Raw genomic sequence first — 25,943 nt, 5'->3', positions numbered from 1 at the left:
GCCCGCCTGCGTACGCGGTCGCACCTTCGAGGAGATCGCCGAGGACAGTCGAGACAGGGGCCCAGGATGCATCGCGACAAGCTTGGGATCTACCTGAATGACCACCTGGCCGGTGCCACCTTCGGCATCGGACTCGCGCGGCGCATCGCCCACCAGCACCGCCACTCGGCACGCAGCGCCGACCTGCAGCGCATCTCCGACGAGATCGCCCAGGACCGGCAGACCCTGCTCGAACTGATGGACGCACTCGGCGTCCCCGCTCTCCGCTACAAGGTCTACGGTGGCTGGGCGGCCGAGAGGCTCGGGCGCCTGAAACCGAACGGCGTCCTGTACCGGCGCTCCGGGCTGAGTACGTTCATCGAGCTCGAGACACTGCGGCTGGGAGTCGAGGGGAAGACCTTGATCTGGCGCACGCTGCTTGTCGTGGCCGCGGGCGAGCCCCGTCTGGATGAGGCCCAGCTGCAAGATCTGCTGGACCGGGCGCGGGGCCAGATCGACACGCTGGAGAAGCTGCGCCTCACGGCAGCGGCGGCGATCTTCTCCTCCCGAGTGCGCAGCGTGACTTCAGACAGCCCGTGACTACGGGCGACGTCGTCGCCCGCAGTAGTCGACAGGCATACCGATGAAGCCTTCCGATGCCGCGGGCCGGTTCATCTCTCTTCGGACGGCTGCGCAATTTGATCCGCCATTTGCCGGTCGGGCGCGGAGGCGGTTCAACGATCTCGAAATGTGGTCGCGTTCGCTGGGCTTCGCCTCCCTCGGGCTCCTCACTCGGGTACCGCTGCTGCAGCGATCCCGGCGCCATTGCGCTCCAAGGCGCAGGAACAGTCGGCTCCGGCACTGATTCCGGGTCGGCCAGGCGGATCCGCATCGCGCCCGGCCGGACCCCGGACACTCCAGAGGCCGCGCGGCTCGGTACCCCGGAGGCCGCGCGCTCGGTGATCCAGGCTGCCGGAACCTCCCCGATCCGGCCGCTCACGGCGCTCACGTGGCAAGCCCCGGTCCCACGCCTCCCGCATGCCTGGAGCATCGCCAAACAAACGGACCTAATGTGGAAAAACAGGCCGCAGGCTCCTCTGCTTGGAAAGGGACGACCGGCCATGACCGATACCGGACAGCAGAACCGGCCCGATAACTCCAGCACGGAGTCCGAGGGTGACAGCGCCAGGAAGAACGTCGGTGCGAAGCGCGGCGGCGACCCCGGCACCCGGGGCCGGACCACCATCGCCGACGGCGTGGTCGAGAAGATTGCTGGAATGGCGGCCCGCGACGTGGTCGGCGTCCATGCGATGGGCAGCGGAGTCTCCCGGGCCTTCGGCGCCGCGCGGGAACGTGTGCCCGGCACCACCAAGTCCGTCTCGCGCGGAGTCAAGGTCGAAGTCGGCGAGAGGCAGACGGCGATCGATCTGGAGATCGTCATCGACTACGGCGTCTCGATCACAGATGTGGCGGGTGCCGTGCGGGAAAACGTCATCTCCGGCGTCGAGTGGACGACGGGCCTGGAAGTCGTGGAAGTGAACATCGCCGTCAGCGACGTGCATCTGCCCGACGAAGAGGACGAGGAGGAAGACCAGGCACGGCTCCGGTAGCCGACCTGGTGGCCCACGAAGGAGCGCAATGAGCTTGGCCGTGGTGGGCTTGTTTGTCGGGATGGCGCTGGGCGGTGATGGCTTGTGCGTCCAAGGGGCGGCACCGGGAGCTGTGACCCCAACCCTCCGGTGCCTTCGTCCTGGCCGGCCGTCGGACGCCTACTCCGAGTAGCCCGCCGCGTGGATCTCAAACACCGGCCCGGCAGCTCCTTGGCTCCCCGCCGTGGTCCCAACCGGCTGGCCGGGCCGCTGCCATGTGTGTTGCCGGCCCGAGCGGAGCGCGGCACAACCTGATGGCGCAGGGGTCAATGCGGCACGGGTAGGTAGACGGTGAGCGCGCGGGGTGACTTGTCGAGGATGAGCGTGTCGGCGGGCCGGGCTTACTTCCCCGTCGCGGGTGTAGTCCCCTTTCTCTCCCATGCCGCCGATGCGCAGCCGGGTCACGGTGGTGGCTTGGTAGACGCGGGAGCGGTCGAGGGTTCCGGTGAGGAAGGCGGTGACGAGGCGGGTGCGGGCGAAGGGGTGGCGGCCGTCGACGGCACGGATGTCGAGCAGCCCGTCATCGAGGCTGCGGCGGTAGGAGGGGGCGAAGCCGGGCGGGTCGTAGCGGCCGTTGCCGGCGAAGAGCAGCCATAGACGCCGGTGTTGTCCGTCGATGGTGACTTTGCTGGGGGTGCCGTCGGCGAGAACGCGGAGCAATCCGACGCAGAATGCAGGCCACTTGCCGAGGTACGTCTCCCGGGCTTCGCGGGCTCGGACGAGTTCGGGGTAGGAGCCGATGCTGAACGTGTTGAGGAAGTACGTGCTGGGGCCGGCAATCAGCTGTGCCGTTCGCTCGACGACCACGGGCCCCCGGTATCTGAGATCGCCGCGCACACCGGCCTGACCGAGCAGGAGGTGCGGCTGGGCCAGGGGGCTCTGGAGAGCTTCACCACCCTGTCGCTGGAAGCCCCGCAGGTCCCCTACGGGGACGACTACTCACTGGCCGAAACCCTCGGCTGTGCGGAACCCGGCTTCGACCGGGTCGTGGACCGCGAGGCGCTCCGGCCGCTGCTGCGGGCGTTGCCCGAGCGTGAACAGCGGATCCTCTACATGAGGTTCTTCTGCGAGATGACGCAGATCCGTATCGCCGAACAGCTCGGTATCTCCCAGATGCGCGTCTCCCGTCTGATCATTCGCACTTGCGCGCAGCTGCGCGACCAGGTGATGGCCGGCGACGCCTGAAAGAGCTGCCCGCGCTGGGCGTGCGAGCGCGGGGCACAGCCTCGCTCAGCGGGAAAGGCGCCATGTGGTTGTGCAACCGCCGTGGCGAGGGTCAGGTACCCAGGCCGGTGAGGGGTTCGGAGTCGTTGATGAAGGCGCGGGCGAGGTCGGACAGGCGGCGGTTGTGTGCGCGGGCGTAGCCGCGCAGTGCGGTGAAGGCCTGTTCCATGTCGATGCCCTGGCGTTCGGCGAGTTTGCCTTTGGCCTGTTCGATCAGTACGCGGCTGTTCAGCGCGGCCTGCAGCTGTTCGTTCAGGACGTTGCTGCGGTGGGTGGAGCGTTGTTGCAGGAGGCTGATGGTGGCGACGTCGGCCAGGGCTTGGGCGATGGGTGTGCCGACCGGGTCGAAGGGGCCGGGGTGGGTGCGGAAGAGGTTGAGGGCGCCGACGACCTCGTCCCGCAGGCGCATCGGCACGGCTTGGACTGCCGCGAACCCGCTGTGCTGGGCCTGCGCGACGAAACGGGGCCAGCGGTCGGCCTGAGTGCGCAGGTCGGGGACGATCACCGGTGCGCCGGTGTGGAAGCATTCCAGGCAGGGGCCTTCGTCGTTCTGGAGCTGGAAGAGCTCGAGCAGGCGTACTTGTTCGTCGGAGGCGGCCATGACGCGGAGTTCGCCGTCCCGGTCGGCGAGCAGCACTCCGGCCGCGCTGGCACCGAGCATGCCGACGCAACGGTCGGTCAGCAGGCGCAGGAAGTCGATCAGGTCGAAGTCGGCGACCAGGTTGTCCGCCAACTCGACAAATGTCTTGGCGAGGAGCTGCTCATTCATTTTGTACACCCTCTGTTGAGACTAGTCCCGCCGGGGAGGGGCGGGAAGTGGAGCGCAGTGCATCCATCGGCCCGTGCGGGAGTGTCAGGCATCGTCATCGCCTTGATCTGGATCCGTGTTCGGGGAGAAGCTGAGACGACGGGCGACCACGTCGGCGGCCACCTCAGCGAGCCGGCGCCCTTGGGCATAGGCATAGGCGCGGAGCCGGACGAAGGCTTCTTCGATGCCGACGCCGAGTTGGACGGTGAGGATGCCGGTGGCCTGGTCGATCTCGGCCCGGTACGCGCCCAGGTCCTCGAAGCGCCCGTCCAGCAACATTCCGCCGGCCGTCGCGCCTGTCTCGTCGATCTGCGTATCGAGCAGGACCAGCGTCGCGATATCGGCGAAAGCCAACGCGTCGGCCAGCTCCTCCGCATCCAACTGGACCGGCACTCGGGAGTACAGGTCCAGAACTCCAGGACTGATCGCCCCCAGTTGCAGGGGGAGCGCGAAGACGGCCAGTGCTCCGGCTCCCAAGGCCGCATCGGCGAACACGGGCCAGCGGTCCTGCAGTTCATCGGTCCGCAGATCCGGCGTCAGAACGGCGGAGCTTTGAGTGAAGGCATCCACGCACGGCCCCTCGCCGAGGGTGAGTTGCAGCTCCTCCAGCTGCTGGCTGATGTCGTCGGTGCTGCACAACGGATGGCTGGCCGCGGTCCGGGACATCGCGGACACCCCGGCCCCGCCGACCGGCAGCGTGGCCACCGCCGCGGTACACACATCCACCACGCCGACCCGGGCACCACGCAGGGCCGCCTGCTCGGCGACCAGCGCCTGGATCCGCGCCGATCGGCTTTGAGGCATCACCCGGGCCACCGAGTCCAGGCATGGCGGGCAAGCCCGTCCAGTCTCAAGGCCGCTCGCTCCCCGACGGGAAGAACCAACGCACGGAACATGGTGGGGCCGGGCGGCTTACGGATCTCTCCGATGTCCCGCCAGCCCCAGGACCTGAAGGCAGCGAGGGACGGATGGTCGGCCTCATCGACCAGGGTGACACCGAGCGAGGCCTGGTGGTCGGTCAGCAGCCGCTGCTGCAGTCGGCGGGCGATGTCATCGTCCTGCTCGTGCGGAGCGATCAAGATCTTGTTGACCGCGAAGGCATTGTCGGACTCGGTGAGTTGCTCGATGCTGGGCGGGAGTGCCCCGTCGAACCCGCGCCACCAGAAGCTGTCGCTCCTCACGGGGAATCCGAAAGCACATCCCACCAAGGCAGTTGACTCCGCTATCGCCATGGCGAACCCCGGCCTCCGGATGTCGCCACTGAGGCGGTGCAGGAACTCTTCCCGGCTGTGGCTGCGGTGTCCCTCACTCGGCGACAGGTCCGAGGACTCCAGGTAAAGATCCGCCAGATCCTCACACAGCTCCTCGGCCTGCCAGCGGTTCACCCGGCGCAGCCGCACCGCGTCCATGGCAGACGAATCGGGACCATCATGGTTCCGCGGCTGCCCCCGCCGGGACCAGGCCATCACAGCACACCGCCCGAGAGAGCAGGCATGATCGGAGCAGGCCGACGCGGCGAGGCTGGAGCGGTCGGGAGGAGTCCGCCCTGGAGAGGAGCGGGCAGGTGTCCGAGCGGAGGGCTGCGGAGCAGGAAGCCGGAGTCGGTGAGTTCGACGAGCCGAGCCACCAGCGGCCGCGGGTAGTGCAGTTGGAGGGACCCCCCGGCTGCCGTGGTCTGTTGTGACGCGTGGAGGAAAGTGCTGAGGCCGCTGCAGCCGCAGAAGGCGACAGCGGTGAGGTCGACGTCGATGGTGCGGATGCCGTCGCGCAGGCAGTGCTCCAGCGATTCGCGCACCAGCGGGGCTGTGTCGATGTCGATTTCACCGGCCAGGGTGAGCAGCGCTCGGCTTTCTCTGTCGTGCCGGTAGACGTTCAGCTGCGGAATGGGCATGACGCCTCGGTTCAGGAGACCATCCGGGAGCGGATGCGGCGATGCCGGACTTCCGGCTCCGCGTGGCGCGCTCCCGGTAGGGGCGTACTTTCGGCGGAGGCAGGCGAATGACCGGTCCAGCCGGCCTGTGTACCAGGACAGGGACCCACCCAGTTCCCTCCAGGGGGATGCGCCGGGTGAACGGACGAAGGATCCGCTCCCCGCAGCCATCTGTGTTGAGCAACAACATGCCGCCGGGGTCTGGGACGTCCATGTAGCAGCATAGTCCTCAGCAGGGTCCCGTGGGCGGCCGAAAGCCCCTGTTCTCAGGGTCTGGACACTGCCCTGGAGGCGGCAACGCGTGCACATATCCGTTGCACCGCACGGGTGGCTTCCTATGACGGGAGCATCACCGACATCGCCGCACACGTCCGCGGGAATGTGATCGCAACGGTGAACCGAAACGGGTCTCGAAGTCGTCGAGGTCAACACCTCCCTCAACGACGTTCACTTGCCGGACGAACCGGCGGAAGAGACCACCGAGAGCCGGGTGCACTGGCGCCACGCTCCGACGGGGGGCCGCGCCCGGTCGGCACCCAGCGGCCCTGTGGCCGGAGCGCCGCCTACGAAGGGTGCAAGCCGTCGCCTCGCTCAGCGCCGGCGTCCGCGCCCCCTGGGGGACCATCCGGACCCCACGCCGCCCGAGTGCACAGCGAGGAGGGCAAGCCCGACAAGCATCAGACTCGTCGGGCTGAAGATCGCCTCGGTCGCCGTCTCGGTGGCGTGAATGACGAAGGCGATGACGAAGAGCACGGCCGCCGCGAATGCCAGCATCTGACTTCTCCTGCCAATGGACGGCGAACCACACGTGATCCCGGTGGCTGCGCCGCTATCGGTCGTCTTCCCTGTTGAAGGCCGAGCATTCGTTGGCGACGGGCGTGTGCGCGGTGCCCGGCTGCGGGGGCCGTACCGTACACCACTTCGCGCGCTGGGCGCGCAGGCACGCCACCTAGGATGAGGCCGCCCGAGGTCACCAGGACGCGGCACAGTCGTGACGCAACAGGCGCAGATCCCTTCCGGGCCCCTGCGGGCCCGTCTACGTCTCACGGTGAGGGACCTGGTCCCCTTCGACGGCGTGTTCTATCCCGTAGTGGACATACGCGCCTTTCGTCGTACCACCCGGGTCCTCCTCTTCGAAAGTCATGCGTCGGCTGTCACTGGTGGCTGTGGGCGGATCGGCTACCGCCACGGACCGCGAAGCTGAGGATCCAGATGGCCAGGAGTACGACCGCGACGGACCAAAGGATCAGCATCGGGAAGCCGAATCCGAACAGAATCAGCAGGAGAAGAAGCATCCAGAGAAGCATGGCCAGGCCTTCAGGTTGCGGATTATTCCTGTGTTCCGCGGGGTCCCGGCGAAGCGGAAGGAGGAGGACTTCGCCCGGAGAATCCGAAGCGTCATAGCCCTGCACCGTCGTCGTCAGTCAACGCCGGGCGACGTCTCCTGTCAACGGATCAGCAGGACCGGGGAGTTCTGGGGCTTGAGTTCGAGGTTGCTGGTGTGAGAAGCGCCTCGGGGGAGGCCAGGCCCGACCCGGCCGGTGGCAGGAGACATGGTCCTCCCACTGGGACAGGGATGGTGGCAGCCTCCCTTTCCAGGACGAGCTGAACTCTTCGTCGTCATGGAACGGGCGTGAGCAGTGCAGCTCCGGCCACATGGCCCGAGGAGGCACCGTTTCCTCGCCTGGTGAGAATCTGACCGATCAGTAACGTCGGTCCATCGGGGTGACAGGTGTCGATCGGACGCTGCGGATCATTCGAGGCGGGTGGGAGTCATGCAGTCTGCCGCCGGCGCCGCGGCTCGGAGATCAACAACTGCCTCCAAGTTCAACGCCGACAGCCTCCCGCTCCGACCTGCATGGCCGGCCACTCACATGCGCAGCAGCCGCTCGGTGATCTCCCGGTACTGCCGTAGTGCGAGCCGCAGTTCCTCTGTCTCCGCGTCGGTGTCCTGGCCCTGCCAGCTCGCTCGCAGGACGCGCCGCCGTTCGGCGAGTGTGTCCATGACGTGGGTGGCGACTTCGTCGAAGGCGCTGTCTGCCTGCTCCACCGCCTGTCGCGGGTTCTCGACGAAGTTGTTGAGGGCCTGCTGGAGGCGGATGGCCAGCTTGTCCCGTTCCCCCTGCGGGAACAACTGCTGTTCCGAGCCCCGGGTGCGGGCGGGGCTGTCGGCGCTGCTGACCGGATCGCGCGGTTGCCCGGCCGGTTCGGTGCGATGTGCATGCGGGGCGTTCTGCTCAGCGGGAGCCGGGCTCTGGGCCGGGGGCTGCCGTGCGTGCTCCGCGTTGTACGTCATCGGGTGCCACTTCCCTTCGCGTGGTGCCGGCTACGAGTCCACGGCGTGTGTCGATGGTCGTCGGGGGATTGCTGACGGTGTCGGCCCGAGTCGGCCGGCTGTTCTGTGATCAGTGCGTCGAAGAGGCCTCGGGCCTCGACCATGGCCTCCCGCATCTCTTCCGTGTCGCCTTGGCCACGCGCCACCGTGTGCACCCTGAGGTAGCCCTCGACATGGTCGGCGTGGTGCACCGAAATCGCGGCCGCCTGCTCCTCGAACTGCTCGCCGTCGGGGAAGCCCCGGTCCTTCGCCAGCCGCGCCAGCAGCGCGTCGGCCTCGGTGACCGCCTTCTGAGGCGAGTCCACGAACTGCTTCTGGATTCCGGCCCACTGGGCCACGTACTGCTCGCGGGCCTCGTGCGGAAGCGGCTGCTCCTCGAGGGAACCGTGCCGCTTCACTCGCTCGCCGAGTTCCCGCTCTGCTGCCTTGGTGTCGCCGTCGTGGCGGGCGACGGCACGGTCGTACTCGGGGCCGAAGCGCCGCTTCAACCCGCGGCCGCCACCGCCCCGGCCGAGTCCGGCGAAGAGGGCGGCGGCCACGACAATGACGGCCACGGCAATGATCACGGCCGTGAACATGGCTGCCCTCTCTGGCTCTTGTGTTGTAATTTGCTCTGCTGCATTCCCATCAACCCCTGTCGGCTCGTGCCCCGCATCGGTGCCTGCCGGGTGATGCCCACGCGACGTGACCACCACCCGGGGCGGTGGTGGTCAGCGCCTGAAGGCGTCCTTGGCCTTCCCGCCGGACTGCTTCAGGTTGCCGGCGACTCGGTCGGTCTTCCCTTGCCTCTTCAGCCGCGGGTTGCGGGTTGCTCGGCCAATGCCCTCCGTGATCCGGCCCTTGAGTTCCTGTGCCTTGTTCCTGATCTTCTGTTCGAAGCTCATGACTGTCCTCTACTCGTTACTTGGGTGGGGCTCCCGCGCGGGATTGCCGTACAACTGGCCATTCCCGCGGGCGGGACGGGTCTTGGTACGGGCTACCTGCGGCTTCGGCCGTATCGGCGCCCGCCTCGACTGCGACCACCACGGTGGCCGCGCATGGCGAACCCGGCGATCCAGACGACCAGCAGTACAACCGCGACGTACCAGAGGATTTGCATGGTGAAGCCGAACCCGAACAGAACCAGGATCAGCAGAAGGAGAAGAATCCAGAGCAGCATGGCTGCGCCTCCACGCGGTCACAGGGACATGTCCTGCGTTCCGCGGGGGCTGGGCGAAGCGAAGGTGAAGGCTTTGCCCGGGGAATCCGGAGCACCACAGCCCTACGCCGTCGGTGTCAGTCAACGCCCGTCGGCGACCCCTGTCAACGTGCCGGAGTTGCTGGGGAGTTGTGCTACGGCGGTTGGGGCCGCTGGTGTCGACGGAGCCTCGGCAGGGGCTTCGGGGGGCTCGGCCGATGGCAGGACATGGTCCTCCCACCAGGACAGGCCCATCACGGTGCCGAGCAGGACGAAGGGGAGTGCAGCCGGAACGATCAGCGCGTACATGCGTACCGCCAGTTGTCGGATACGTGCGACGTGGCGGGCAGCGGAAGAGGTGCCCACATGGGGCGCATCGACGCGGCGCCGGGATCGCATAGCGACGGCGACTGCGGAACGGCCACGCTCGTGACGAGGCGGGCTCCGGCATCGATGCGCAAGGTGCGCCCCCGAGGGAGCGCGGTAACTTCTCGACGCTGCCGGGGGCCCGGGCCGCACCACACAAGCTAGTCGTCGACGCACTCCCTGAACAGGCGGCAGGGGCATCGGGCGACGGGCAGGGCTGTCCCACGCATGGCTGTCTACGGCTGGGCAGGACTTCGCTGGTCGGAGAGTCCCGAGCCCCCGGCAGCGATGACCTGTTCCGCTCCGAGGAGCTCGTGGGCACAGGGGGGCCGGTTTCTCCCCCATCGCCCTGGGTGCTCTCCACTTGGGGGAGGCTGCGCAGAGATCAAAGTCGGGAGCGCGATGCGAAGCCCACGCGCGGTCGCAGAGTGCGTGCGCTGGTTTGGGCGAGCAGGCAGGGGCACACTGAGGAGTGCGTAGGCCACAGGCCTGAGGCCAGGTGCTGCTGCCAGTTGAACGCGCACGCTCCGAGCCGCGGGGCCTCGCGAAGGGACCCAGGATGATCCAGGTGGGCGATATCCGCGACTGGCGCGGCCACGACGTCGTCGACCGCGACGGACACAAGATCGGCATGCTGGAAGCGATCTACGTGGACACCAGCACCGACGAGCCGGCCATGGCGACCGTCCAGATCGGTCTGCCCACCCGTCACCGCCTGGTCTTCGTACCGCTGGACGGCGCGACCGTAGGGCCGGGTCACGTCAGGGTCGCCCACGACAAGGCGTTGGTGAAGGAGTGCCCCTCGATCGGCACGGACGACGTCCTACCGTCTGAGGAGGAGGAACCGATCTTCCGGCACTACGGCCTGACCTACCGGCCGGGCACCGACGGTGAGCGGCAGCTCGCCCGGCGCTGAGCGCCCGCTCCTACGAAGGAGGCACCCGCCTCATGGTCCTGTTCCTTCTCGTGCTCGTCGTGGCCATCGTGCTGGGCATCATCGGAGTGGCCGTCGAGGGCATGCTCTATCTGCTCTCCATCGGCGTAGTGCTCCTCGTCGCCGGTGTGGCGTACCTCGCTGTTCGCTCCGCATTGGGCTCACGCCGACGCCCGGTCCGCTGACGCGTCGGCTCACATTCTGTCCGCCGAGCGCCGAACGTCGCCCGAGAGTACCGCCGGGTGGCCGCACGCCTGTTGCGCGTGCCGACGCCGCGGGAGGGTGGTCGTGCCGACGTGCGGCAGGGCGAAAAGCGGTCCGGATGGCGGGTCGTGCTGCCAGGAACGGATTGGGATGATGCGCGGGGGCCTGCTCCCTCTACCAGTAGTGCCGTCGTCCGCGGACCGCGTGACCGAGCGATCCCAGGATCCACAGGACTGCCCCGATGACGAGCAGGATGATTCCGAGGACGATCATGGTGTCCGCCGATCTCGCGGAGTAAATCTCCCTGTCTCGCTGGTCCCCGCCCGCTTTCGGGACAAACCCTTGCACGGCGTTCGGATAACGACGGCCCCTGTGGCAGTGGCTTCCTGGACGACGCAGATCTACCGTAGGGAGATACGAAGCAGATCCTTGGAGCGCGTCATGATCGTCATCCTCGGACTCATCATCCTGCTCGCCGCGGTAGTCGTCGGCGTGGCCGCTGTTGTCACCAACAGTGGCAGCGCGCATGAGCTCACCGGCGGGTTCTCGGTATTCGGCTTCGAGGCGACCGGCTCCACAGGCACGCTCTTCCTCTACGGCATCGTCGTCGGGGCGGCGGCGCTGTTCGGGCTGAGCCTGCTCCTGACCGGTGCACGCCGCACCTCTCGCCAGGGCAGCACCGGGCGCCATGTACTCAAGCAGTCGCGCCGCGAGACGGCCGCCGACGAGGGTCGCGACGACCTGATCGACCAGCGAGAGACCGCCCGCGCGGAGACGCCGAATGCGCGGGGGAACGATTCACCCCAAGGCGATCGCCCTGTCGCCTCGGACGGGGGTCGCCGGAGCAGGTCGCACTGGTTCGGGCACCGATCCGCCCCCCAGTAGGCCGCCGCCGCACGCGCAGGTCGCTCACCGGCAGGCGGCCACCGATGTCCCCCTCGCACCCCAGCAGAAACCCACCCAGGGTGGCCACCCATGAGTATCGCGAAGAAGTTCGCACATCAAGGCGAAGCGGTGAAAGGCAGCGCCAAGAAGGCTGTCGGCCGCGTCACCGGAAATCGGCGCCTGCAGGCCGAAGGCCGCGGTGACCAACTGAAGGGCAACATCAAGCAGGCCGGCGCGAAGATCAAGGACGCCTTCAAACACTGACCACTCAGCCCCGCAGGCGCGGGCGTAGGGCCGGAACCCCGTATTGATCTGCACCTCGTCGGGGGCAGGTGATGTGCGACTGGGCGCCTATGTGGGCCAGGTCCTCCAGCTGTTCGCACATGAATTCGTCCCCGAGCCGGTGTCAAGTAGGCGTCTACGCCCGGCAGTACGAGTCGACAGGGGGCGCTATCCGCAATGCTTGGGCAGGGCTACGCTGTTCGGTGAGGCCCCAGCCCCTGGCAGCGATGACCTGCTCCGCTCCAGGGAGGCCCGCCATGTTCGTTCTGCTTCTCATCTTCGTCGCGGCTCTGATCGGCTTCGGCTTCCTCAACCCCATGTGGTGGGTGGCCGCGGCCATGTTGATCTTTGGCCTCGTCCACTACGGCCGCGGTGGTTCCGGGCGCCGGGGCTATGGCGACGATCCCGATTACCGGGACTACCGGGACTACCGCGATCAACAGGACCGCTGGGACCGCCGATACAGTCGGCAACGCCGGAGCCGCTGGAATCGCCAGGACCGTCGGGACCACGATCATCGCAGGTGAGCGATGGGGTGGCCCTGTATCCAGGCGCTCGGGGGTGTGCTTCGCTCAGGCCGGACGCTATGACTGCGCTGCGAGGTATGCACCATGCGTCAGACGATCACGATCCATGAAGAGCAGCGGACTTTCACGGCTGTGGGCTCGGTGGCAAACGCCGCTCTGGTCGCGGAAAATTCTGGAACTGCAGGTTGAGAATGAACAGTTGAGCCGGGCGCTGGCCAGTCGTGCGGTGATCGACCAGGCGCGTGGCATGGTGATGGCCCTGGTGCCGTGTTCCGGTGAGAGTGCCTGGGGCTTGCTGGTGGACGTATCGCAGCACTGCAACGTCAAACTCAGGGACGTAGCCGCGGCCCTGGTAGCCACCACGGAGGACGAGGCCCTCTCCGACGCCATGCAACAGGCGCTGCGGCATGCTTTGCGCCGCCTCCACGCAGCGGACCGCCGGTGACAGCGAGCGCCCGCCAGGCGGCACCGGAAGTTGTGACCTCGACCCTCCAGTGCGTTCGTCCTGGCTGTCGCTCCGGAGCGGGGAATCCGCGGTGCCGAGTTCCCGGCGTTCGAAGCTCGGTCGGGGTGTTTGGTGACGTGCGATGGGGGGACTCGGCCAGCGGCAGGGTGGGGAGAAGGAATCTGCCCTTCTGTTCTGGTGAGATTCGAGGAGGGGAATTTCGTGAGTGATCTCTGGGGTTACGCTCGGGCCGCCGGCCACAACGCAGGAAATAGCCTGGTCGGCTTCAAGGTAGAAGCCACTGACGGCAGCATTGGAAAGATCGACAAGCATTCCGACGAAGTCGGCGCGGCCTGCATTGTGGTCGACACCGGTGTGTGGATTTTCGGCAAGGACGTACTGTTGCCGGCGGGCATCATCGAGCGCGTGGACGTTTCCGAGCGGAAGGTGTACGTGTCCCGGACGAAGGACGAGATCAAGGACGCGCCGGAGTTCGACAAGGAAAAGCACCTGGGAGACCCGGACTACCACCAGCGTCTTGGCTCCTACTACCAGCACCCGCGTGGCTGACCTCAGTCGCGTGTAACTGCCTTCGGTGGCGGCCGAGGGCCGGACCGCCACCGGGGCGAACCAGGGGTGGACCCCGATCGTCGAGAGTGAAGCCGTCGTGGTCCGAGTTGTAGGACCAGCTGCCTCCTTGGACCCAGGTTTCCTGGAGCTTCTGACGCTCCAGCGGGTCGGTTGTGCGCTCCGCACGCTCGGTCAGCTGCTCTGCCTTCTCGCGCATCTGCTGCGCTCGGCTGCCGGATTCGCCTGCGACGGTCACGATCCCCGGCGGCCGGGGGTAGCGAGAACCTGGCGGGCCGACGGCAGGTCCCATACCTTCTCGTAGCCGGTCTGCACCGCCGCTCCGAAGGTCAGGCCGAAGACGGCGAGGGCGGCGATGCCGAACGCGGTCGTGGCCCGCAGCGCCTGGCCGGGCCGGGTGAACAGCTGCTCCACCTCTTCTCTGGAGGCGGTCGACACGACGAGTCCTTCCCCCAGCCACTGCGCGAACCCCCGCCCATGCTCTGGATCGGCCGAGGACACAATGATCAGCAGCGGCACCAGCGTCAGAAACCCCAGCGCCGCGAAACCCAGCGAACGCGGCCCCAACTCCAGATCGCTGCTCCGACGCCATCCGCGCCCGACTGGTGAATGGCTGATCGCGCGGCGTAGCCGTCCGAACAGAGATGCAGGGCCTGCTGCATTGGATGGCTTCATCGGCATGCCTGTCGACAACCACGGTCGATACCGTCGTCGCGCGAGGGCGCGGCGCGGGTTCCCGGATAGCCTGGAAGAGCAAGCCGCCAGGCAGCCGATATCCGTGAGTGGCGCAACCACAACGTCGTCGATCCGAAGGGCCACAAGACCGGCGTGCTCGAAGCGATCTACGTGGACACCACCACCGACGAGCCGGCCATGGCCACGATCCGGACCGGAGTCCCCACCCGTCACCGCCTCGCCTTCGTCCCCCTCGACGACGCGATCCTCGGACCGGACTACCTCAAGGTCTCCTACTCCCGGGCACTGGTGAAGAAGGCACCCTCGGTCGGCACGGACGACATCCTGCCAGCCGAGGCAGAGGAAGCGATCTTCCAGCACTACGACATGCCCTACCAGCCGGGCGCCGTCGGCGAGAGGCAACTCCTCGCCCTGGTGGCTGTCGTGCTGGGAATCATCGGCGCGGTGGCAGAGGGCCTGGGCTATCTGCTGATCATCGGCATCGTGCTCCTCGGGGCCGACCTGGCCTTCATCGCCGTGCGATGGTCCCGGCGCTCTGGTGGGCGCCCCCTCCGATAACACCGGTGGCCAACGGGCCGCTTTGTGACAGCGAATTCGCACACCCCACACACTGGATGACGCAGCTCATAGATAATGGGTCTCATCATTCGAGACGACTGCTCGTCGATGGGGTGTGGACGGCATGCCAATACCCCTCTGGGCAGGGCATTTTCGCGAGATGGGGCACGCGGAGGGCACGGAGGCCCAAAGAGGTCTAGACAACAAGTAAGGCCCAGGTTGCTGACCTGGGCCTTCGTTGTGGAGCGGGTGACGGGAATCGAACCCGCGCTCTGAGCTTGGGAAGCTCATGTTCTACCATTAAACTACACCCGCGTAGCGAGCCGTCACCGGCACCGCATCGGCGCACACTCTACCCCATCGCAGGCTCCCGGCGAATGAAGCCGCGGGGCCTTCGTGCTCTCCCGTGGCTCGATGCGGCTGCGGGGCACGGGAGTTGAGGCGTACCTTTGAGCGACGGAGTGCCGCTCGTGGGTGCGTCCCGTTGATCCCCTAATGTGGGCGTTCGTCCGCATTTATGGGGAAGGGACTCGATGGACTTGATGGAGCGCACCGTCGTCCGCTGTGCCGATGGGCACGTCTTCAGTACCGCTTCGTTCCCGTTGCAGCAGCTCGGCCCCGACCGGATCGGGCCCGGGCGGCTCATCCGGTGTCCGCGTTGTGCGCGGCTTCGGAGTGTCGTGCCTGTGGAGCCCGTAAAGCGGTAGGGAACGCGGTGGCCAGGGGGCGCGTGGGGCCGTCCGATTGGGGTGGGCCCGCGCGCTCTGCGTATCCTCATGGCGTGCTTCTCTCAGACAAGGACATCCGGGCCGAGATCGCCGCCGGACGGGTGCGCATCGACCCGTACGAAGAATCCATGGTGCAGCCCTCGAGCGTCGATGTGCGGCTCGACCGCTACTTCCGGGTGTTCGAGAACCACCGCTATCCGCACATCGACCCCGCCGTCGAGCAGTCGGATCTGACGCGGCTCGTCGAGCCCGACGGCGATGAGCCCTTCATCCTGCACCCCGGGGAGTTCGTGCTCGCCTCGACGTACGAGGTCATCTCGCTGCCTGACGACCTCGCCTCGCGCCTCGAGGGGAAGTCCAGCCTCGGGCGGCTCGGGCTCGTCACGCACTCGACCGCCGGCTTCATCGACCCCGGGTTCTCTGGGCACGTCACGCTGGAGCTGTCGAATCTCGCGACGTTGCCGATCAAGCTCTGGCCGGGGATGAAGATCGGCCAGCTGTGCATGTTCCGGCTGAGCTCGCCGGCCGAGTTCCCGTACGGGAGCGAGCGCTACGGGTCCCGCTACCAGGGGCAGCGCGGGCCCACGGCCTCGCGGTCGTTCATGAACTTCCACCGGACGCAGGTGTGAGCTATGAGTGACGTCCGCGAGAACCTGACGTACGAGAAGTTCGGAGGCGCGATCCGCGAGCTCGCGCAGACCATCGCCGACGACGGCTACGAGCCCGACATCGTGCTCTCCATCGCGCGTGGTGGGGTGTTCGTCGCCGGTGGGCTGGCGTATGCGCTGGACTGCAAGAACATCCACCTGGTGAATGTGGAGTTCTACACCGGAGTCGGTACGACGCTCGACATGCCAGTCATGCTCGCGCCCGTACCGAACACCATCGACTTCTCTGACAAGAAAGTCCTCATCGCGGACGACGTCGCCGACACCGGCAAGACGCTGAAGCTGGTGCACGACTTCTGTGTCGACCACGTCGCCGAGGTGCGCAGCGCCGTCATCTATGAGAAGTCGCAGTCGCTGGTCAAGTGCGAGTACGTCTGGAAGCGCACCGACGAGTGGATCAACTTCCCCTGGAGTGTCGAGAAGCCCGTCGTGCAGCGATCCGGGCAGATTCTGGACGCCTGAGCCCCACCCAGCATTACTTGCCTATGGTTGAAGGCCCCTACCGGCGCGATAGGGGCCTTCACCAGGCGTACGGGCTCACGGTCGTACGGGTCAGATCGTTCCCAGCTTGATGATCGACAGCAGGGCGATCAGCTGGATCGCCGACGCACCCAGCGCCTTCGGCCACGGCAGATCGTGCGACTTGCTCACCATCGAGGTGAACAGCGCGCCCGCCGCCAGCCATGTCGCCCAGCCCAGCCCCTGCACCAGGGAGTTCTCGCCGCCCAGGAAGAGGGCGAAGACCAGGCGCGGCGCGTCCGTGATCGACATGATCAGCATGGAGAGCCCGACCGTCGGCTGCCACGCGCCGTCGCCGCCGAGCTGGCGGGCCAGCGTGTGGGTCACCGCGCCCAGGATCAGGCCGCCGATGACGAAGGCGACCGCCGTCGTCAGTACGTACGGGATGGCCGTGGAGATCGTCGCGTTGATCGTCTCCTCGCGGGCCTTGTCGAAGCCGAACAGCGCGAGCAGGCCGTACAGGAACGTGACGATCAGCGCGGGGCCCCACACGGGGTAGTCACGCATCTGCCAGAACGTCGGGCCCGGCCGCAGCACGATGCCGCTCAGCAGCTGCTTCCAGTGCAGGCGCGGGCCGCTCGGCGCGGCGTTGGCGGCACCCGCGCGGTAGGTCGCGCCGTTGCCGTACGGGTCCTCGTCGATGCTGAACGCCTGCGTGTGACCAGGGTTGTTGGCCGCGTACGGGTCGGGTGCGGCGGGGTGCTGCTGGTACGGGTCGCCGAAGTACTCCGGTTCGCCGTACGGGCCGCCCTGGGCGCCCCGGGGCTGCTGATGGCCGCCGCCGCCCGCCTGGGGCCACTGCGGCGGTGGTTGCTGCTGCGCATACGGCGGTGCCGCATGGCCGCCGCCGCCTCTGTAAGGCGGCGGTGCCTGCTGCGGTTGCTGCTGCTGCGAGGTGCGGTTGTCCCGGCCGCGTCCGATCCTGAATCCAGCCACGTAATCGAACGTACCCGGTCCGCGTCCGCCGGGTGACAAGAGACCGGGAACGGGGGCGCCTTTGCGGCTGAGCTGTGACATCCCCTAGGGGAATCCTGGAGGGGATACGCATGACGTAAACCCGCTCGGCGAAACCCCGAACGGCACGCGGAACGGGACGCGGACGGGACGCGGAACGGGACGCGGAACGGAACGCGGAACGGAACGCGGAACGGAACGCGGAAGCGGCCGGTTCTGCCCCCAAGGCAGATCCGGCCGCTTACCTGTACTCACAGACGCACGGGCTACTTCACCGGTTCAGGTTCCGGCGTGCCCGCGGGCTCCTCGTCGTTGGCCGGGCCGGCCGGAGGCGTACGCACCGAGTCGAGGAGCAGCTGGGCGACGTCGACGACCTGGAGCGATTCCTTGGCCGTGCCGTCGTTCTTCTTGCCGTTCACGGAGTCCGTGAGCATCACCAGGCAGAACGGGCAGGCCGTCGAGACGATGTCCGGGTTGAGGGACAGGGCCTCGTCCACCCGCTCGGTGTTGATGCGCTTGCCGATCCGCTCCTCCATCCACATCCGCGCGCCGCCGGCGCCGCAGCAGAAGCCGCGTTCCTTGTGGCGGTGCATCTCCTGCTGGCGCAGGCCCGGGACGGCGGACATGATCTCGCGCGGCGGCGTGTAGATCTTGTTGTGCCGGCCCAGGTAGCACGGGTCGTGGTAGGTGATCAGACCGTCGACCGGGGTCACCGGGATGAGCCTGCCCTCGTCGATCAGGTGCTGCAGCAGCTGGGTGTGGTGGATGACCTCGAACTCGCCGCCCAGCTGCGGGTATTCGTTCGCGATCGTGTTGAAGCAGTGCGGGCAGGTCGCGACGATCTTCTTCGCCGACCTGGGCTTCTTCGTCGAGGGGTCTTCGTCGTCTTGTCCGTACGCCAGGTTCAGCATGGCCACGTTCTCCTGGCCGAGCTGCTGGAACAGCGGCTCGTTGCCGAGACGGCGGGCCGAGTCACCCGTGCACTTCTCGTCGCCGCCCATGATCGCGAACTTCACGCCCGCGATGTGCAGCAGCTCCGCGAAGGCCTTGGTGGTCTTCTTCGCCCGGTCCTCCAGCGCGCCCGCGCAGCCGACCCAGTACAGATAGTCGACCTCGGACAGGTCCTCGACGTCCTTGCCGACGACCGGGACCTCGAAGTCGACCTCCTTGGTCCACTCCAGGCGCTGCTTCTTGGCCAGGCCCCAGGGGTTGCCCTTCTTCTCCAGGTTCTTGAGCATCGTGCCCGCCTCGGACGGGAACGCGGACTCGATCATCACCTGGTAGCGGCGCATGTCGACGATGTGGTCGATGTGCTCGATGTCGACCGGGCACTGCTCCACGCACGCGCCGCAGGTGGTGCAGGACCACAGCACGTCCGGGTCGATGACGCCGTTCTCCTCGAGCGTCCCGATCAGCGGGCGCTCGGCCTCCGCGAGAGCCGCGGCCGGCACACCGGCCAGCTGCTCCCCGGACGCCTTCTCGTTGCCCTCCATGTCCTTGCCGCCGCCGGCCAGCAGGTAGGGGGCCTTGGCGTGCGCGTGGTCGCGCAGCGACATGATCAGCAGCTTGGGGGAGAGGGGCTTTCCGGTGTTCCAGGCCGGGCACTGCGACTGGCAGCGGCCGCACTCGGTGCACGTGGAGAAGTCGAGGATGCCCTTCCAGGAGAACTGCTCGACCTGGGAGACGCCGAAGACGTCGTCCTCGCCCGGGTCCTCGAAGTCGATCTCCTTGCCGCCGCTCGTCATCGGCTGGAGCGCGCCCAGCGCCGTCGAGCCGTCAGCGTTCCGCTTGAACCAGATGTTCGGGAACGCCAGGAAGCGGTGCCAGGCCACACCCATGTTGGTGTTCAGCGAGACCGTGATCATCCAGATCAGCGAGGTGCCGATCTTGATCATCGCGGTGAAGTAGATCAGCGTCTGGAGCGTGGAGACGCTCAGCCCCTTGAAGGCCAGGACCAGGGGGTACGAGACGAAGTAGGCGGGCTCGTAGTGCTCCACGTGGTGGATCGCGCCCTCGAGCCCGCGCAGGGCGAGGATCGCGAGGCCGATGGTGAGGATGACGTACTCGACGAAGTACGCCTGCCAGGCCTTGGAGCCCGCGAAGCGCGACTTGCGGCCGGCCCGTGAGGGCAGGTTCAGCAGCCGGATCGCCATCAGGATGACGATGCCGACGACGGTCATCAGGCCGATGAACTCGATGTACATCTCGAACGGCAGGAAGCCGCCGAGGATGGGCAGCGTCCAGTCGGCCTGGAAGAGCTGGCCGTATGCCTGCGCCAGGGTGGGCGGCAGGGTGAGGAAGCCGATCGCGACGAACCAGTGGGCGAAGCCCACGATCCCCCACCGGTTCATCCGGGTGTGGCCGAGAAATTCCTTGACCAGGGTGATCGTGCGCTGCTTCGGATCGTCGGTGCGACTGCCTGCCGGTACGGGCTGACCGAGTCTGACGAACCGGTAGATCTGCGCGACGGCTCGGGCGATGAGCGCAACGCCGACCACGGTCAGGATCAACGACACGGTGATCGCGGCGAGCTGCATTTCGGGGCTCCTCGGGCCTGCGAGGTGGGAAAGTGTGGCTTCTACTAAGCGGTAACTTATTTCAGTCCGTGCTGAGAGTACCCACTTGTTCCGCCGCACTGTAGCCGCGCACGCGGTGATCTGTGTCGCTCAGGCAAGCCTGACCGAGCGGGCCGCCGGACGTCCGGCGAGAGCGGTCGGCAGGGTGCGGGCCAGGATCAGTAGGTCCAGTCCCAGCCAATGTTGCTCCACATAGTGCAGATCGAGCACTGCCATCTCCTCCCAGGGGAGATCCGAGCGGCCGCTGATCTGCCACAGCCCGGTGATTCCGGGGCGTACGCCGAGCCGCGCCCGATCTGCGTCGTCGGAGTCGTCCGGGCCCGGCGGCCGCGGGCCGACCAAGGACATCTCGCCGCGCACCACATTGATCAGCTGCGGGAGATCGTCCAGGAAGTAGCGGCGCAGTAGCCGTCCGACGGGCGTGGGGCCCAAGTCGCCTGCCCGCTGCGTACGGAACGTCAGCATCGCAAACGTACGGCCGCCGAGGCCCGTGCGGTCCTGGCGGGTCAGGGTGCCGCCGGGGGAGGTCGCCGCGACGGTGGCGGCGACGGCGAGCAGCACCGGGGACAGGAGAAGCAGCAGGATCAGACTGCCCGCCAGGTCGACGGCTCGCTTCGCAGGCATGGACGCAGGCCCTTCGTCACGCTCTTCATCACGGTCTTCGTCACGATTCCCCTCGCGCCGCCATCATCTCCGCCGCGATTGGTATCTCTTGACCGTTTTTGTGGGCTATGACTCTCGCAGATGAAGGCATGATGAGCCGACGCGCCACGCGTGCGACGCTGGCTCCCGCGCAAGCCTGCACGTAAGCGCCGGATAAAAGTTGAGTGGGGCCGACTCAGGTCTGTTGACGCGTCGGATCCGTTCATGCATCCTTGAGCCAGATCCACTCAAGTCAGCTGGAGGAATTGAAATGGCACGTGCGGTCGGCATCGACCTGGGCACGACTAACTCCGTCGTCAGCGTTCTGGAGGGCGGCGAGCCCACCGTCATCACCAACGCCGAGGGTGCCAGGACCACGCCGTCCGTCGTCGCCTTCGCGAAGAACGGTGAAGTGCTGGTAGGCGAGGTTGCGAAGCGTCAGGCAGTCACGAACGTCGACAGGACCATCCGGTCGGTCAAGCGCCACATGGGCACCGACTGGAAGGTCGAGCTCGACGGGAAGACCTTCAACCCGCAGCAGATGAGCGCCTTCATCCTCCAGAAGCTGAAGCGCGACGCGGAGTCCTACCTCGGCGAGAAGGTCACCGACGCGGTGATCACTGTCCCGGCGTACTTCAACGACTCGGAGCGGCAGGCCACCAAGGAGGCCGGTGAGATCGCGGGCCTCAACGTCCTGCGTATCGTCAACGAGCCGACCGCGGCCGCCCTGGCCTACGGCTTGGACAAGGACGACCAGACGATTCTCGTCTTCGACCTCGGTGGCGGCACCTTCGACGTCTCGCTGCTCGAGATCGGCGACGGCGTCGTCGAGGTGAAGGCCACCAACGGTGACAACCACCTCGGTGGTGACGACTGGGACCAGCGCGTCGTCGACTACCTGGTGAAGCAGTTCGCCAACGGGCACGGCGTCGACCTGTCCAAGGACAAGATGGCTCTCCAGCGTCTGCGCGAGGCCGCGGAGAAGGCGAAGATCGAGCTGTCGTCCTCGACCGAGACGACGATCAACCTCCCGTACATCACGGCCTCCGCCGAGGGTCCGCTGCACCTGGACGAGAAGCTCACGCGCGCCCAGTTCCAGCAGCTCACCACGGACCTGCTCGACCGCTGCAAGACCCCGTTCCACAACGTCATCAAGGACGCCGGCATCCAGCTGTCCGAGATCGACCACGTGGTCCTGGTCGGCGGCTCGACCCGGATGCCCGCCGTCGCCGAGCTCGTCAAGGAGCTCACCGGCGGCCAGGACGCCAACAAGGGTGTGAACCCCGACGAGGTCGTCGCCATCGGCGCCGCCCTGCAGGCCGGTGTCCTCAAGGGTGAGGTCAAGGACGTCCTGCTCCTCGACGTGACCCCGCTGTCCCTCGGTATCGAGACCAAGGGCGGCATCATGACCAAGCTCATCGAGCGCAACACCACGATCCCGACCAAGCGTTCGGAGATCTTCACGACGGCCGAGGACAACCAGCCGTCCGTGCAGATCCAGGTCTACCAGGGCGAGCGCGAGATCGCGGCGTACAACAAGAAGCTCGGGATGTTCGAGCTGACGGGTCTGCCGCCGGCCCCCCGCGGGGTCCCGCAGATCGAGGTCGCCTTCGACATCGACGCCAACGGCATCATGCACGTGACCGCGAAGGACCTGGGCACGGGCAAGGAGCAGAAGATGACCGTCACCGGCGGCTCCTCGCTGCCGAAGGACGAGGTCGACCGGATGCGCCAGGAGGCCGAGCAGTACGCGGACGAGGACCACCGCCGCCGCGAGGCCGCCGAGTCCCGCAACCAGGGCGAGCAGCTCGTCTACCAGACGGAGAAGTTCCTCAAGGACAACGAGGACAAGGTCCCGGGCGAGGTGAAGACCGAGGTCGAGTCCGCCGTCGGCGAGCTGAAGGAGAAGCTCAAGGGCGAGGACACGGCCGAGATCCGCACGGCGACCGAGAAGCTCGCAGCGGTCAGCCAGAAGCTCGGCCAGGCGATGTACGCCAATGCCACGCCCGACGGCGCCGGCGCTGCCGGAGCCGACGCCCCGGCGGGTGAGCAGGCCAAGGCTGAGGACGATGTCGTGGACGCCGAGATCGTCGACGACGAGAAGGACGCGAAGGGCGGTGCCGCGTGACGGAGGAGACCCCGGGCTTCGACGAGAAGCCTGACGTCCCTTCCGGCGCCACCTCTGACGACGCCGCCGAGTCCGCCGAGTCCTCCCAGAAGGAGGGCGCGGCGGCCCCGGCAGGGGACGCAGCAAAGATCGCCGGCCTGACGGCTCAGCTGGACCAGGTCCGCATGGCGCTCAGCGAGCGCACGGCAGACCTCCAGCGGCTCCAGGCCGAGTACCAGAACTACCGCCGTCGTGTGGAGCGCGACCGGATCACGGTCAAGGAGATCGCCACGGCGAATCTGCTGACCGAACTCCTGCCTATGCTCGACGACATCGGCCGCGCCCGTGAACACGGGGAGCTGGTGGGCGGGTTCAAGTCGGTCGCCGAGTCTCTCGAGACGGCGGCGGCCAAGATGGGCCTGCAGCAGTTCGGCAAGGAGGGCGAGCCCTTCGACCCGACGATCCACGAGGCCCTGATGCACTCGTACGCACCGGATGTCACGGAGACCACGTGCGTCGCGATCCTGCAGCCTGGGTATCGCATCGGCGAGCGGACCATCCGCCCCGCGCGTGTGGCGGTGGCCGAGCCCCAGCCGGGCGCGACCCCGGTGGCAGGCAAGGAAGAGACGGCGAACGACGAGGAGAGCGGTGGCCCGGACGAGGGCTGACGCAATGATCGTCCGAGAGGAGGGACGTCGATGAGTACGAAGGACTTCGTCGAGAAGGACTACTACAAGGTCCTCGGCGTCCCGAAGGACGCCACCGAGGCCGAGATCAAGAAGGCGTACCGGAAGCTCGCCCGCGAGTACCACCCGGACGCCAACAAGGGCGACGTCAAGGCGGAGGAGCGCTTCAAGGAGATCTCCGAGGCCAACGACATCCTCGGCGACCCCAAGCGGCGCAAGGAGTACGACGAGGCACGCGCCCTCTTCGGCAACGGTGGCTTCCGGCCTGCCGGGGCCGGCGGTCCCGGCGGCTCCTTCAACTTCGACCTGGGCGACCTCTTCGGGGGCGCCCAGGGCGGCACGCAAGGTGGCGCCGGGGGCTTCGGCGGCGGCCTTGGCGACGTGTTCGGCGGCCTGTTCAACCGCGGCGCCGGCGCCGGCACGGGTACGCGTACCCAGCCGCGCCGTGGCCAGGACATCGAGTCCGAGGTGACGCTCAGCTTCACCGAGGCGGTCGACGGGGCCACGGTCCCGCTGCGGATGTCCAGCTCGGCGGCGTGCAAGGCGTGCGCGGGCACCGGCGACAAAAACGGTACGCCCAGGGTGTGCCAGACCTGTCTCGGGACCGGCCAGGTCTCGCGCGGCGGCAGCGGCTCCTTCTCGCTCACCGACCCGTGCGTGGACTGCAAGGGCCGCGGACTGATCGCGCAGGACCCCTGCGACGTGTGCAAGGGCAGCGGGCGCGCCCGCTCCTCGCGCACCATGCAGGTCAGGATCCCCGCGGGCGTCTCCGACAACCAGCGGATCCGGCTGCGCGGCAAGGGAGCCCCGGGCGAACGGGGCGGCCCGGCGGGCGACTTGTACGTCGTCGTGCACGTCGACGCACATCCGGTCTTCGGCCGCAAGGGCGACAACCTCACGATCACCGTGCCCGTCACCTACGCGGAGGCGGCGCTCGGCGGCGAGGTGAAGGTGCCGACCCTGGGCGGTCCGCCGGTCACGCTGAAGCTGCCCGCAGGGACCCCCAACGGCCGTACGATGCGAGCCCGCGGCAAGGGCGCAGTCCGCAAGGACGGCACCCGCGGGGACCTGCTGGTCACCGTCGAGGTCGCCGTGCCCAAGGACCTCGGCGACAAGGCGAAGGAAGCGCTGGAGGCCTACCGCGAAGCCACCGCGGCCGAGGACCCGCGGGCCGAGCTGTTCCAGGCCGCGAAGGGAGCATGAGATGGATGGCCGGACCGGACGCAGCCGCAATCCCTACGAACTGACCGAAGAGTCGCCGGTGTACGTCATCTCGGTGGCGGCCCAGCTCTCCGGCCTGCATCCGCAGACCCTTCGGCAGTACGACCGGCTCGGCCTGGTCTCCCCGGACCGCACCGCGGGCCGGGGCCGGCGCTATTCCGCCCGCGACATCGAACTGCTGCGCACCGTCCAGCAGTTGTCACAGGACGAGGGCATCAACCTGGCTGGAATCAAGCGCATCATCGAGCTGGAGAACCAGGTCGCCGCGCTCCAGCAGCGGGTTGTCGAGCTGTCGACGGCGGTCGATGGCGCGGCGGCGGCGATGCAGCAGCGCGAAGCCCAGGTGCACGCCTCGTACCGGCGCGATCTCGTGCCGTACCAGGATGCGCAGCGGGCGAGCGCGCTGGTGGTCTGGCGCCCCAACAAGCGGCCTGAGTAGGACGAGAGCCGTACGGTCGAAGGGGCCGGAGAGCGAGTCGCTCTCCGGCCCCTTCGGCGTGTGCGGCCCCGCGGCCTGCCGAGGACCGGTCAGTCTCCGGACAGGATGAGGGCGATGAAGATCCCGCAGGCGATGATGCTGATGAGCCAGCTGTGGGTGTTCATCCACTCGCGCACCTTCGGCATGGTGCGCTCGGCCTTCCTGCCGAACAGGAGGCGGCCGAGCAGTGGCAGCGCCGCGATGAGGACCGTCAGTCCGATGAAGGGCAGCGCCGCGCCCAGACCGGCGTCGTGCTGCTGCAGATGAACCGCTACGGTCAGCATGACCACGAGGTCGGAGGGCATCAGCAGAATCAGCAGCAGGCCGACCGTGAACGCCTTTCCCGGGCCTGCCGTCATCAGGGACTCCAGCCACTTCGGCGGCTCGGCCGTTCTGCGCCCCACCCAGTTCTTCACCGCGACGAACACCAGCAGGCCGACCAGTACGTACTCGATGATGTGGCCGACCGAGCCCTTGTCGGACGGGCTGCCCGTGTCGACCGCCTGGCCCAGGAGCGCGGCGATGACCCGCATGACAGCCACGCCGACCGTGGTTCCGGCTGCGATCCCCAGAAGGAACGCCAGGGACGCCCGGACCGCCCTCGGACTGGTCACGAAGATGATCGCCGACAGGATCTGGGGGCCCACCATCATGGTGACGGCGAGCGGAAGAATCTTCAGGTCCACCGGTGGCCTCGAGCTCCGAGAGCTTCGCCGGTTCGTACACGCCGCTCCCGCCGGTGGCCGTCCATCGCACTCCTCCTGCCCGTCTGTCGTC

At 67.6% G+C, this 25,943-nt stretch carries 34 protein-coding genes, 1 tRNA gene and 2 pseudogenes; 17 read left to right on the top strand and 20 right to left on the bottom strand.

Features of this window, described 5'->3' with window-relative positions:
• Positions 1-66 precede the first annotated feature (66 nt).
• Positions 67-579: a hypothetical protein gene (locus tag ACFYWY_RS19585; RefSeq protein WP_389187850.1), complete on the top strand. Its 513-nt coding sequence runs from the start codon at positions 67-69 to the stop codon at positions 577-579.
• 521 nt (positions 580-1,100) lie between these two features.
• Positions 1,101-1,589: an Asp23/Gls24 family envelope stress response protein gene (locus tag ACFYWY_RS19580; protein ID WP_389187847.1), complete on the top strand. Its 489-nt coding sequence runs from the start codon at positions 1,101-1,103 to the stop codon at positions 1,587-1,589.
• 159 nt (positions 1,590-1,748) lie between these two features.
• Here the strand turns inward: ACFYWY_RS19580 and ACFYWY_RS19575 are convergent, their stop codons facing one another.
• Positions 1,749-2,435, bottom strand: coding sequence for a diacylglycerol/lipid kinase family protein (locus ACFYWY_RS19575; protein WP_389187845.1), 687 nt, complete (start codon positions 2,433-2,435; stop codon positions 1,749-1,751).
• A gap of 51 nt (positions 2,436-2,486) precedes the next feature.
• On the opposite strand from ACFYWY_RS19575, the gene ACFYWY_RS19570 reads away from it, so the two are divergent.
• Positions 2,487-2,813 carry a sigma-70 family RNA polymerase sigma factor gene (locus tag ACFYWY_RS19570; protein WP_389187842.1) on the top strand — a complete coding sequence of 109 codons (327 nt, stop codon included), beginning with the start codon at positions 2,487-2,489 and terminating at the stop codon, positions 2,811-2,813.
• 91 nt (positions 2,814-2,904) lie between these two features.
• On the opposite strand, the gene ACFYWY_RS19565 is transcribed toward ACFYWY_RS19570, so the two are convergent.
• The 11 genes from ACFYWY_RS19565 to ACFYWY_RS19515 form a co-directional block, all read right to left on the bottom strand.
• Positions 2,905-3,621: a GAF and ANTAR domain-containing protein gene (locus ACFYWY_RS19565; protein WP_389187839.1), complete on the bottom strand. Its 717-nt coding sequence runs from the start codon at positions 3,619-3,621 to the stop codon at positions 2,905-2,907.
• Positions 3,622-3,705: 84 nt separating this feature from the next.
• Positions 3,706-4,464: an ANTAR domain-containing protein gene (locus ACFYWY_RS19560; protein WP_389188031.1), complete on the bottom strand. Its 759-nt coding sequence runs from the start codon at positions 4,462-4,464 to the stop codon at positions 3,706-3,708.
• Positions 4,464-5,069: a hypothetical protein gene (locus ACFYWY_RS19555; protein ID WP_389187836.1), complete on the bottom strand. Its 606-nt coding sequence runs from the start codon at positions 5,067-5,069 to the stop codon at positions 4,464-4,466. Before ACFYWY_RS19555 ends, ACFYWY_RS19560 begins: the two co-directional genes overlap by 1 nt.
• A 56-nt stretch (positions 5,070-5,125) precedes the next feature.
• Positions 5,126-5,551 (bottom strand): STAS domain-containing protein, encoded by a 426-nt coding sequence (locus ACFYWY_RS19550; RefSeq protein ID WP_389187833.1) that lies wholly within the window; start codon positions 5,549-5,551, stop codon positions 5,126-5,128.
• A 630-nt stretch (positions 5,552-6,181) separates the two neighbouring features.
• Entirely contained in the window at positions 6,182-6,364 is a 183-nt protein-coding gene (locus tag ACFYWY_RS19545) for a hypothetical protein (RefSeq protein ID WP_389187830.1), read from the bottom strand.
• 380 nt (positions 6,365-6,744) lie between these two features.
• The gene (locus tag ACFYWY_RS19540) at positions 6,745-6,885 is read right to left on the bottom strand and encodes a hydrophobic protein (protein WP_389187827.1); all 141 of its coding nucleotides are present in this window, start codon (positions 6,883-6,885) and stop codon (positions 6,745-6,747) included.
• Positions 6,886-7,460: 575 nt separating this feature from the next.
• On the bottom strand, positions 7,461-7,886 hold the full coding sequence (locus tag ACFYWY_RS19535; RefSeq protein WP_389187825.1) for a hypothetical protein: 426 nt from the start codon (positions 7,884-7,886) through the stop codon (positions 7,461-7,463).
• The gene (locus ACFYWY_RS19530) at positions 7,883-8,503 is read right to left on the bottom strand and encodes a hypothetical protein (protein ID WP_389187822.1); all 621 of its coding nucleotides are present in this window, start codon (positions 8,501-8,503) and stop codon (positions 7,883-7,885) included. Before ACFYWY_RS19530 ends, ACFYWY_RS19535 begins: the two co-directional genes overlap by 4 nt.
• A 132-nt stretch (positions 8,504-8,635) precedes the next feature.
• Positions 8,636-8,809 carry a CsbD family protein gene (locus tag ACFYWY_RS19525; RefSeq protein WP_274560874.1) on the bottom strand — a complete coding sequence of 58 codons (174 nt, stop codon included), beginning with the start codon at positions 8,807-8,809 and terminating at the stop codon, positions 8,636-8,638.
• A 92-nt stretch (positions 8,810-8,901) separates the two neighbouring features.
• Positions 8,902-9,081 carry a hydrophobic protein gene (locus tag ACFYWY_RS19520; protein WP_389188028.1) on the bottom strand — a complete coding sequence of 60 codons (180 nt, stop codon included), beginning with the start codon at positions 9,079-9,081 and terminating at the stop codon, positions 8,902-8,904.
• Between the two features lie 123 nt (positions 9,082-9,204).
• Positions 9,205-9,468, bottom strand: a complete 264-nt coding sequence (locus tag ACFYWY_RS19515; RefSeq protein WP_389187818.1) for a hypothetical protein — start codon at positions 9,466-9,468, stop codon at positions 9,205-9,207.
• 559 nt (positions 9,469-10,027) lie between these two features.
• Between ACFYWY_RS19515 and ACFYWY_RS19510 the strand changes: the two genes are divergently transcribed.
• Together ACFYWY_RS19510 and ACFYWY_RS19505 are read left to right on the top strand one after the other, a co-directional pair.
• On the top strand, positions 10,028-10,384 hold the full coding sequence (locus ACFYWY_RS19510) for a PRC-barrel domain-containing protein (protein ID WP_389187815.1): 357 nt from the start codon (positions 10,028-10,030) through the stop codon (positions 10,382-10,384).
• Positions 10,385-10,416: 32 nt separating this feature from the next.
• Positions 10,417-10,587: a hypothetical protein gene (locus ACFYWY_RS19505; RefSeq protein WP_307662115.1), complete on the top strand. Its 171-nt coding sequence runs from the start codon at positions 10,417-10,419 to the stop codon at positions 10,585-10,587.
• 193 nt (positions 10,588-10,780) lie between these two features.
• Here ACFYWY_RS19505 and ACFYWY_RS19500 read toward each other — a convergent pair whose 3' ends face one another.
• Positions 10,781-10,879, bottom strand: a complete 99-nt coding sequence (locus tag ACFYWY_RS19500; protein WP_389187812.1) for a DUF6131 family protein — start codon at positions 10,877-10,879, stop codon at positions 10,781-10,783.
• Between the two features lie 168 nt (positions 10,880-11,047).
• On the opposite strand from ACFYWY_RS19500, the gene ACFYWY_RS19495 reads away from it, so the two are divergent.
• From ACFYWY_RS19495 to ACFYWY_RS19475, 5 genes are all read left to right on the top strand, one after another.
• On the top strand, positions 11,048-11,491 hold the full coding sequence (locus tag ACFYWY_RS19495) for a hypothetical protein (protein WP_389187809.1): 444 nt from the start codon (positions 11,048-11,050) through the stop codon (positions 11,489-11,491).
• Positions 11,492-11,581: 90 nt separating this feature from the next.
• Positions 11,582-11,755 carry a CsbD family protein gene (locus ACFYWY_RS19490; protein WP_389187806.1) on the top strand — a complete coding sequence of 58 codons (174 nt, stop codon included), beginning with the start codon at positions 11,582-11,584 and terminating at the stop codon, positions 11,753-11,755.
• 275 nt (positions 11,756-12,030) lie between these two features.
• Positions 12,031-12,300, top strand: a complete 270-nt coding sequence (locus ACFYWY_RS19485; protein WP_389187803.1) for a hypothetical protein — start codon at positions 12,031-12,033, stop codon at positions 12,298-12,300.
• Between the two features lie 106 nt (positions 12,301-12,406).
• Positions 12,407-12,745: an ANTAR domain-containing protein gene (locus tag ACFYWY_RS19480; RefSeq protein WP_389187801.1), complete on the top strand. Its 339-nt coding sequence runs from the start codon at positions 12,407-12,409 to the stop codon at positions 12,743-12,745.
• Positions 12,746-12,967: 222 nt separating this feature from the next.
• Entirely contained in the window at positions 12,968-13,315 is a 348-nt protein-coding gene (locus tag ACFYWY_RS19475) for a PRC-barrel domain containing protein (RefSeq protein ID WP_389187799.1), read from the top strand.
• On the opposite strand, the gene ACFYWY_RS19470 is transcribed toward ACFYWY_RS19475, so the two are convergent.
• Positions 13,221-13,625: a DUF6381 family protein gene (locus tag ACFYWY_RS19470; RefSeq protein WP_389187796.1), complete on the bottom strand. Its 405-nt coding sequence runs from the start codon at positions 13,623-13,625 to the stop codon at positions 13,221-13,223. The genes ACFYWY_RS19475 and ACFYWY_RS19470 overlap by 95 nt on opposite strands.
• Positions 13,604-14,014 (bottom strand): annotated as a pseudogene (locus ACFYWY_RS19465) (ribonuclease BN); the annotation flags it as partial. The pseudogene ACFYWY_RS19465 and the gene ACFYWY_RS19470, both read right to left, overlap by 22 nt.
• A 93-nt stretch (positions 14,015-14,107) precedes the next feature.
• Between ACFYWY_RS19465 and ACFYWY_RS19460 the strand changes: the two are divergent.
• Positions 14,108-14,434 (top strand): annotated as a pseudogene (locus ACFYWY_RS19460) (PRC-barrel domain containing protein); the annotation flags it as partial.
• A gap of 394 nt (positions 14,435-14,828) precedes the next feature.
• Here ACFYWY_RS19460 and ACFYWY_RS19455 read toward each other — a convergent pair.
• Positions 14,829-14,902 (bottom strand) — tRNA-Gly (locus ACFYWY_RS19455).
• Between the two features lie 466 nt (positions 14,903-15,368).
• On the opposite strand from ACFYWY_RS19455, the gene dcd reads away from it, so the two are divergent.
• Positions 15,369-15,944 carry a dCTP deaminase gene (gene dcd / locus ACFYWY_RS19450; RefSeq protein ID WP_389187793.1) on the top strand — a complete coding sequence of 192 codons (576 nt, stop codon included), beginning with the start codon at positions 15,369-15,371 and terminating at the stop codon, positions 15,942-15,944.
• 3 nt (positions 15,945-15,947) lie between these two features.
• Positions 15,948-16,445: a phosphoribosyltransferase gene (locus tag ACFYWY_RS19445; RefSeq protein WP_389187789.1), complete on the top strand. Its 498-nt coding sequence runs from the start codon at positions 15,948-15,950 to the stop codon at positions 16,443-16,445.
• 90 nt (positions 16,446-16,535) lie between these two features.
• On the opposite strand, the gene ACFYWY_RS19440 is transcribed toward ACFYWY_RS19445, so the two are convergent.
• The 3 genes from ACFYWY_RS19440 to ACFYWY_RS19430 all read right to left on the bottom strand — a co-directional run bounded on the left by ACFYWY_RS19440 (position 16,536) and on the right by ACFYWY_RS19430 (position 20,656).
• A complete protein-coding gene (locus tag ACFYWY_RS19440; protein WP_389187786.1) occupies positions 16,536-17,438 on the bottom strand; it encodes a Yip1 family protein in 903 nt (300 codons plus the stop codon).
• Between the two features lie 284 nt (positions 17,439-17,722).
• Positions 17,723-19,993, bottom strand: coding sequence for a heterodisulfide reductase-related iron-sulfur binding cluster (locus ACFYWY_RS19435; RefSeq protein ID WP_389187783.1), 2,271 nt, complete (start codon positions 19,991-19,993; stop codon positions 17,723-17,725).
• Positions 19,994-20,122: 129 nt separating this feature from the next.
• Positions 20,123-20,656: a sugar transferase gene (locus ACFYWY_RS19430; RefSeq protein WP_389187780.1), complete on the bottom strand. Its 534-nt coding sequence runs from the start codon at positions 20,654-20,656 to the stop codon at positions 20,123-20,125.
• A 289-nt stretch (positions 20,657-20,945) separates the two neighbouring features.
• Between ACFYWY_RS19430 and dnaK the strand changes: the two genes are divergently transcribed.
• The 4 genes from dnaK to ACFYWY_RS19410 are packed head-to-tail and all read left to right on the top strand — an operon-like array spanning position 20,946 to position 25,127.
• Positions 20,946-22,802 (top strand): molecular chaperone DnaK, encoded by a 1,857-nt coding sequence (gene dnaK, locus ACFYWY_RS19425; protein ID WP_389187777.1) that lies wholly within the window; start codon positions 20,946-20,948, stop codon positions 22,800-22,802.
• Positions 22,799-23,449, top strand: a complete 651-nt coding sequence (gene grpE, locus ACFYWY_RS19420) for a nucleotide exchange factor GrpE (RefSeq protein WP_389187774.1) — start codon at positions 22,799-22,801, stop codon at positions 23,447-23,449. Before dnaK ends, grpE begins: the two co-directional genes overlap by 4 nt.
• 30 nt (positions 23,450-23,479) lie before the next feature.
• Positions 23,480-24,670, top strand: a complete 1,191-nt coding sequence (gene dnaJ / locus ACFYWY_RS19415; protein WP_389187771.1) for a molecular chaperone DnaJ — start codon at positions 23,480-23,482, stop codon at positions 24,668-24,670.
• 1 nt (position 24,671) lies between these two features.
• Entirely contained in the window at positions 24,672-25,127 is a 456-nt protein-coding gene (locus ACFYWY_RS19410) for a heat shock protein transcriptional repressor HspR (RefSeq protein WP_389187768.1), read from the top strand.
• 89 nt (positions 25,128-25,216) lie between these two features.
• Here the strand turns inward: ACFYWY_RS19410 and ACFYWY_RS19405 are convergent, their stop codons facing one another.
• Positions 25,217-25,852: a GAP family protein gene (locus ACFYWY_RS19405; RefSeq protein ID WP_389187765.1), complete on the bottom strand. Its 636-nt coding sequence runs from the start codon at positions 25,850-25,852 to the stop codon at positions 25,217-25,219.
• Positions 25,853-25,943 lie beyond the last annotated feature (91 nt).

Origin of the sequence: Streptomyces sp. NPDC002870, assembly GCF_042888505.1 — a bacterium.
GTDB lineage: Bacteria > Actinomycetota > Actinomycetes > Streptomycetales > Streptomycetaceae > Streptomyces.
Note: the sequence above shows the minus strand (reverse complement) of the source record. Positions and strands in the feature narration are given on the sequence as shown.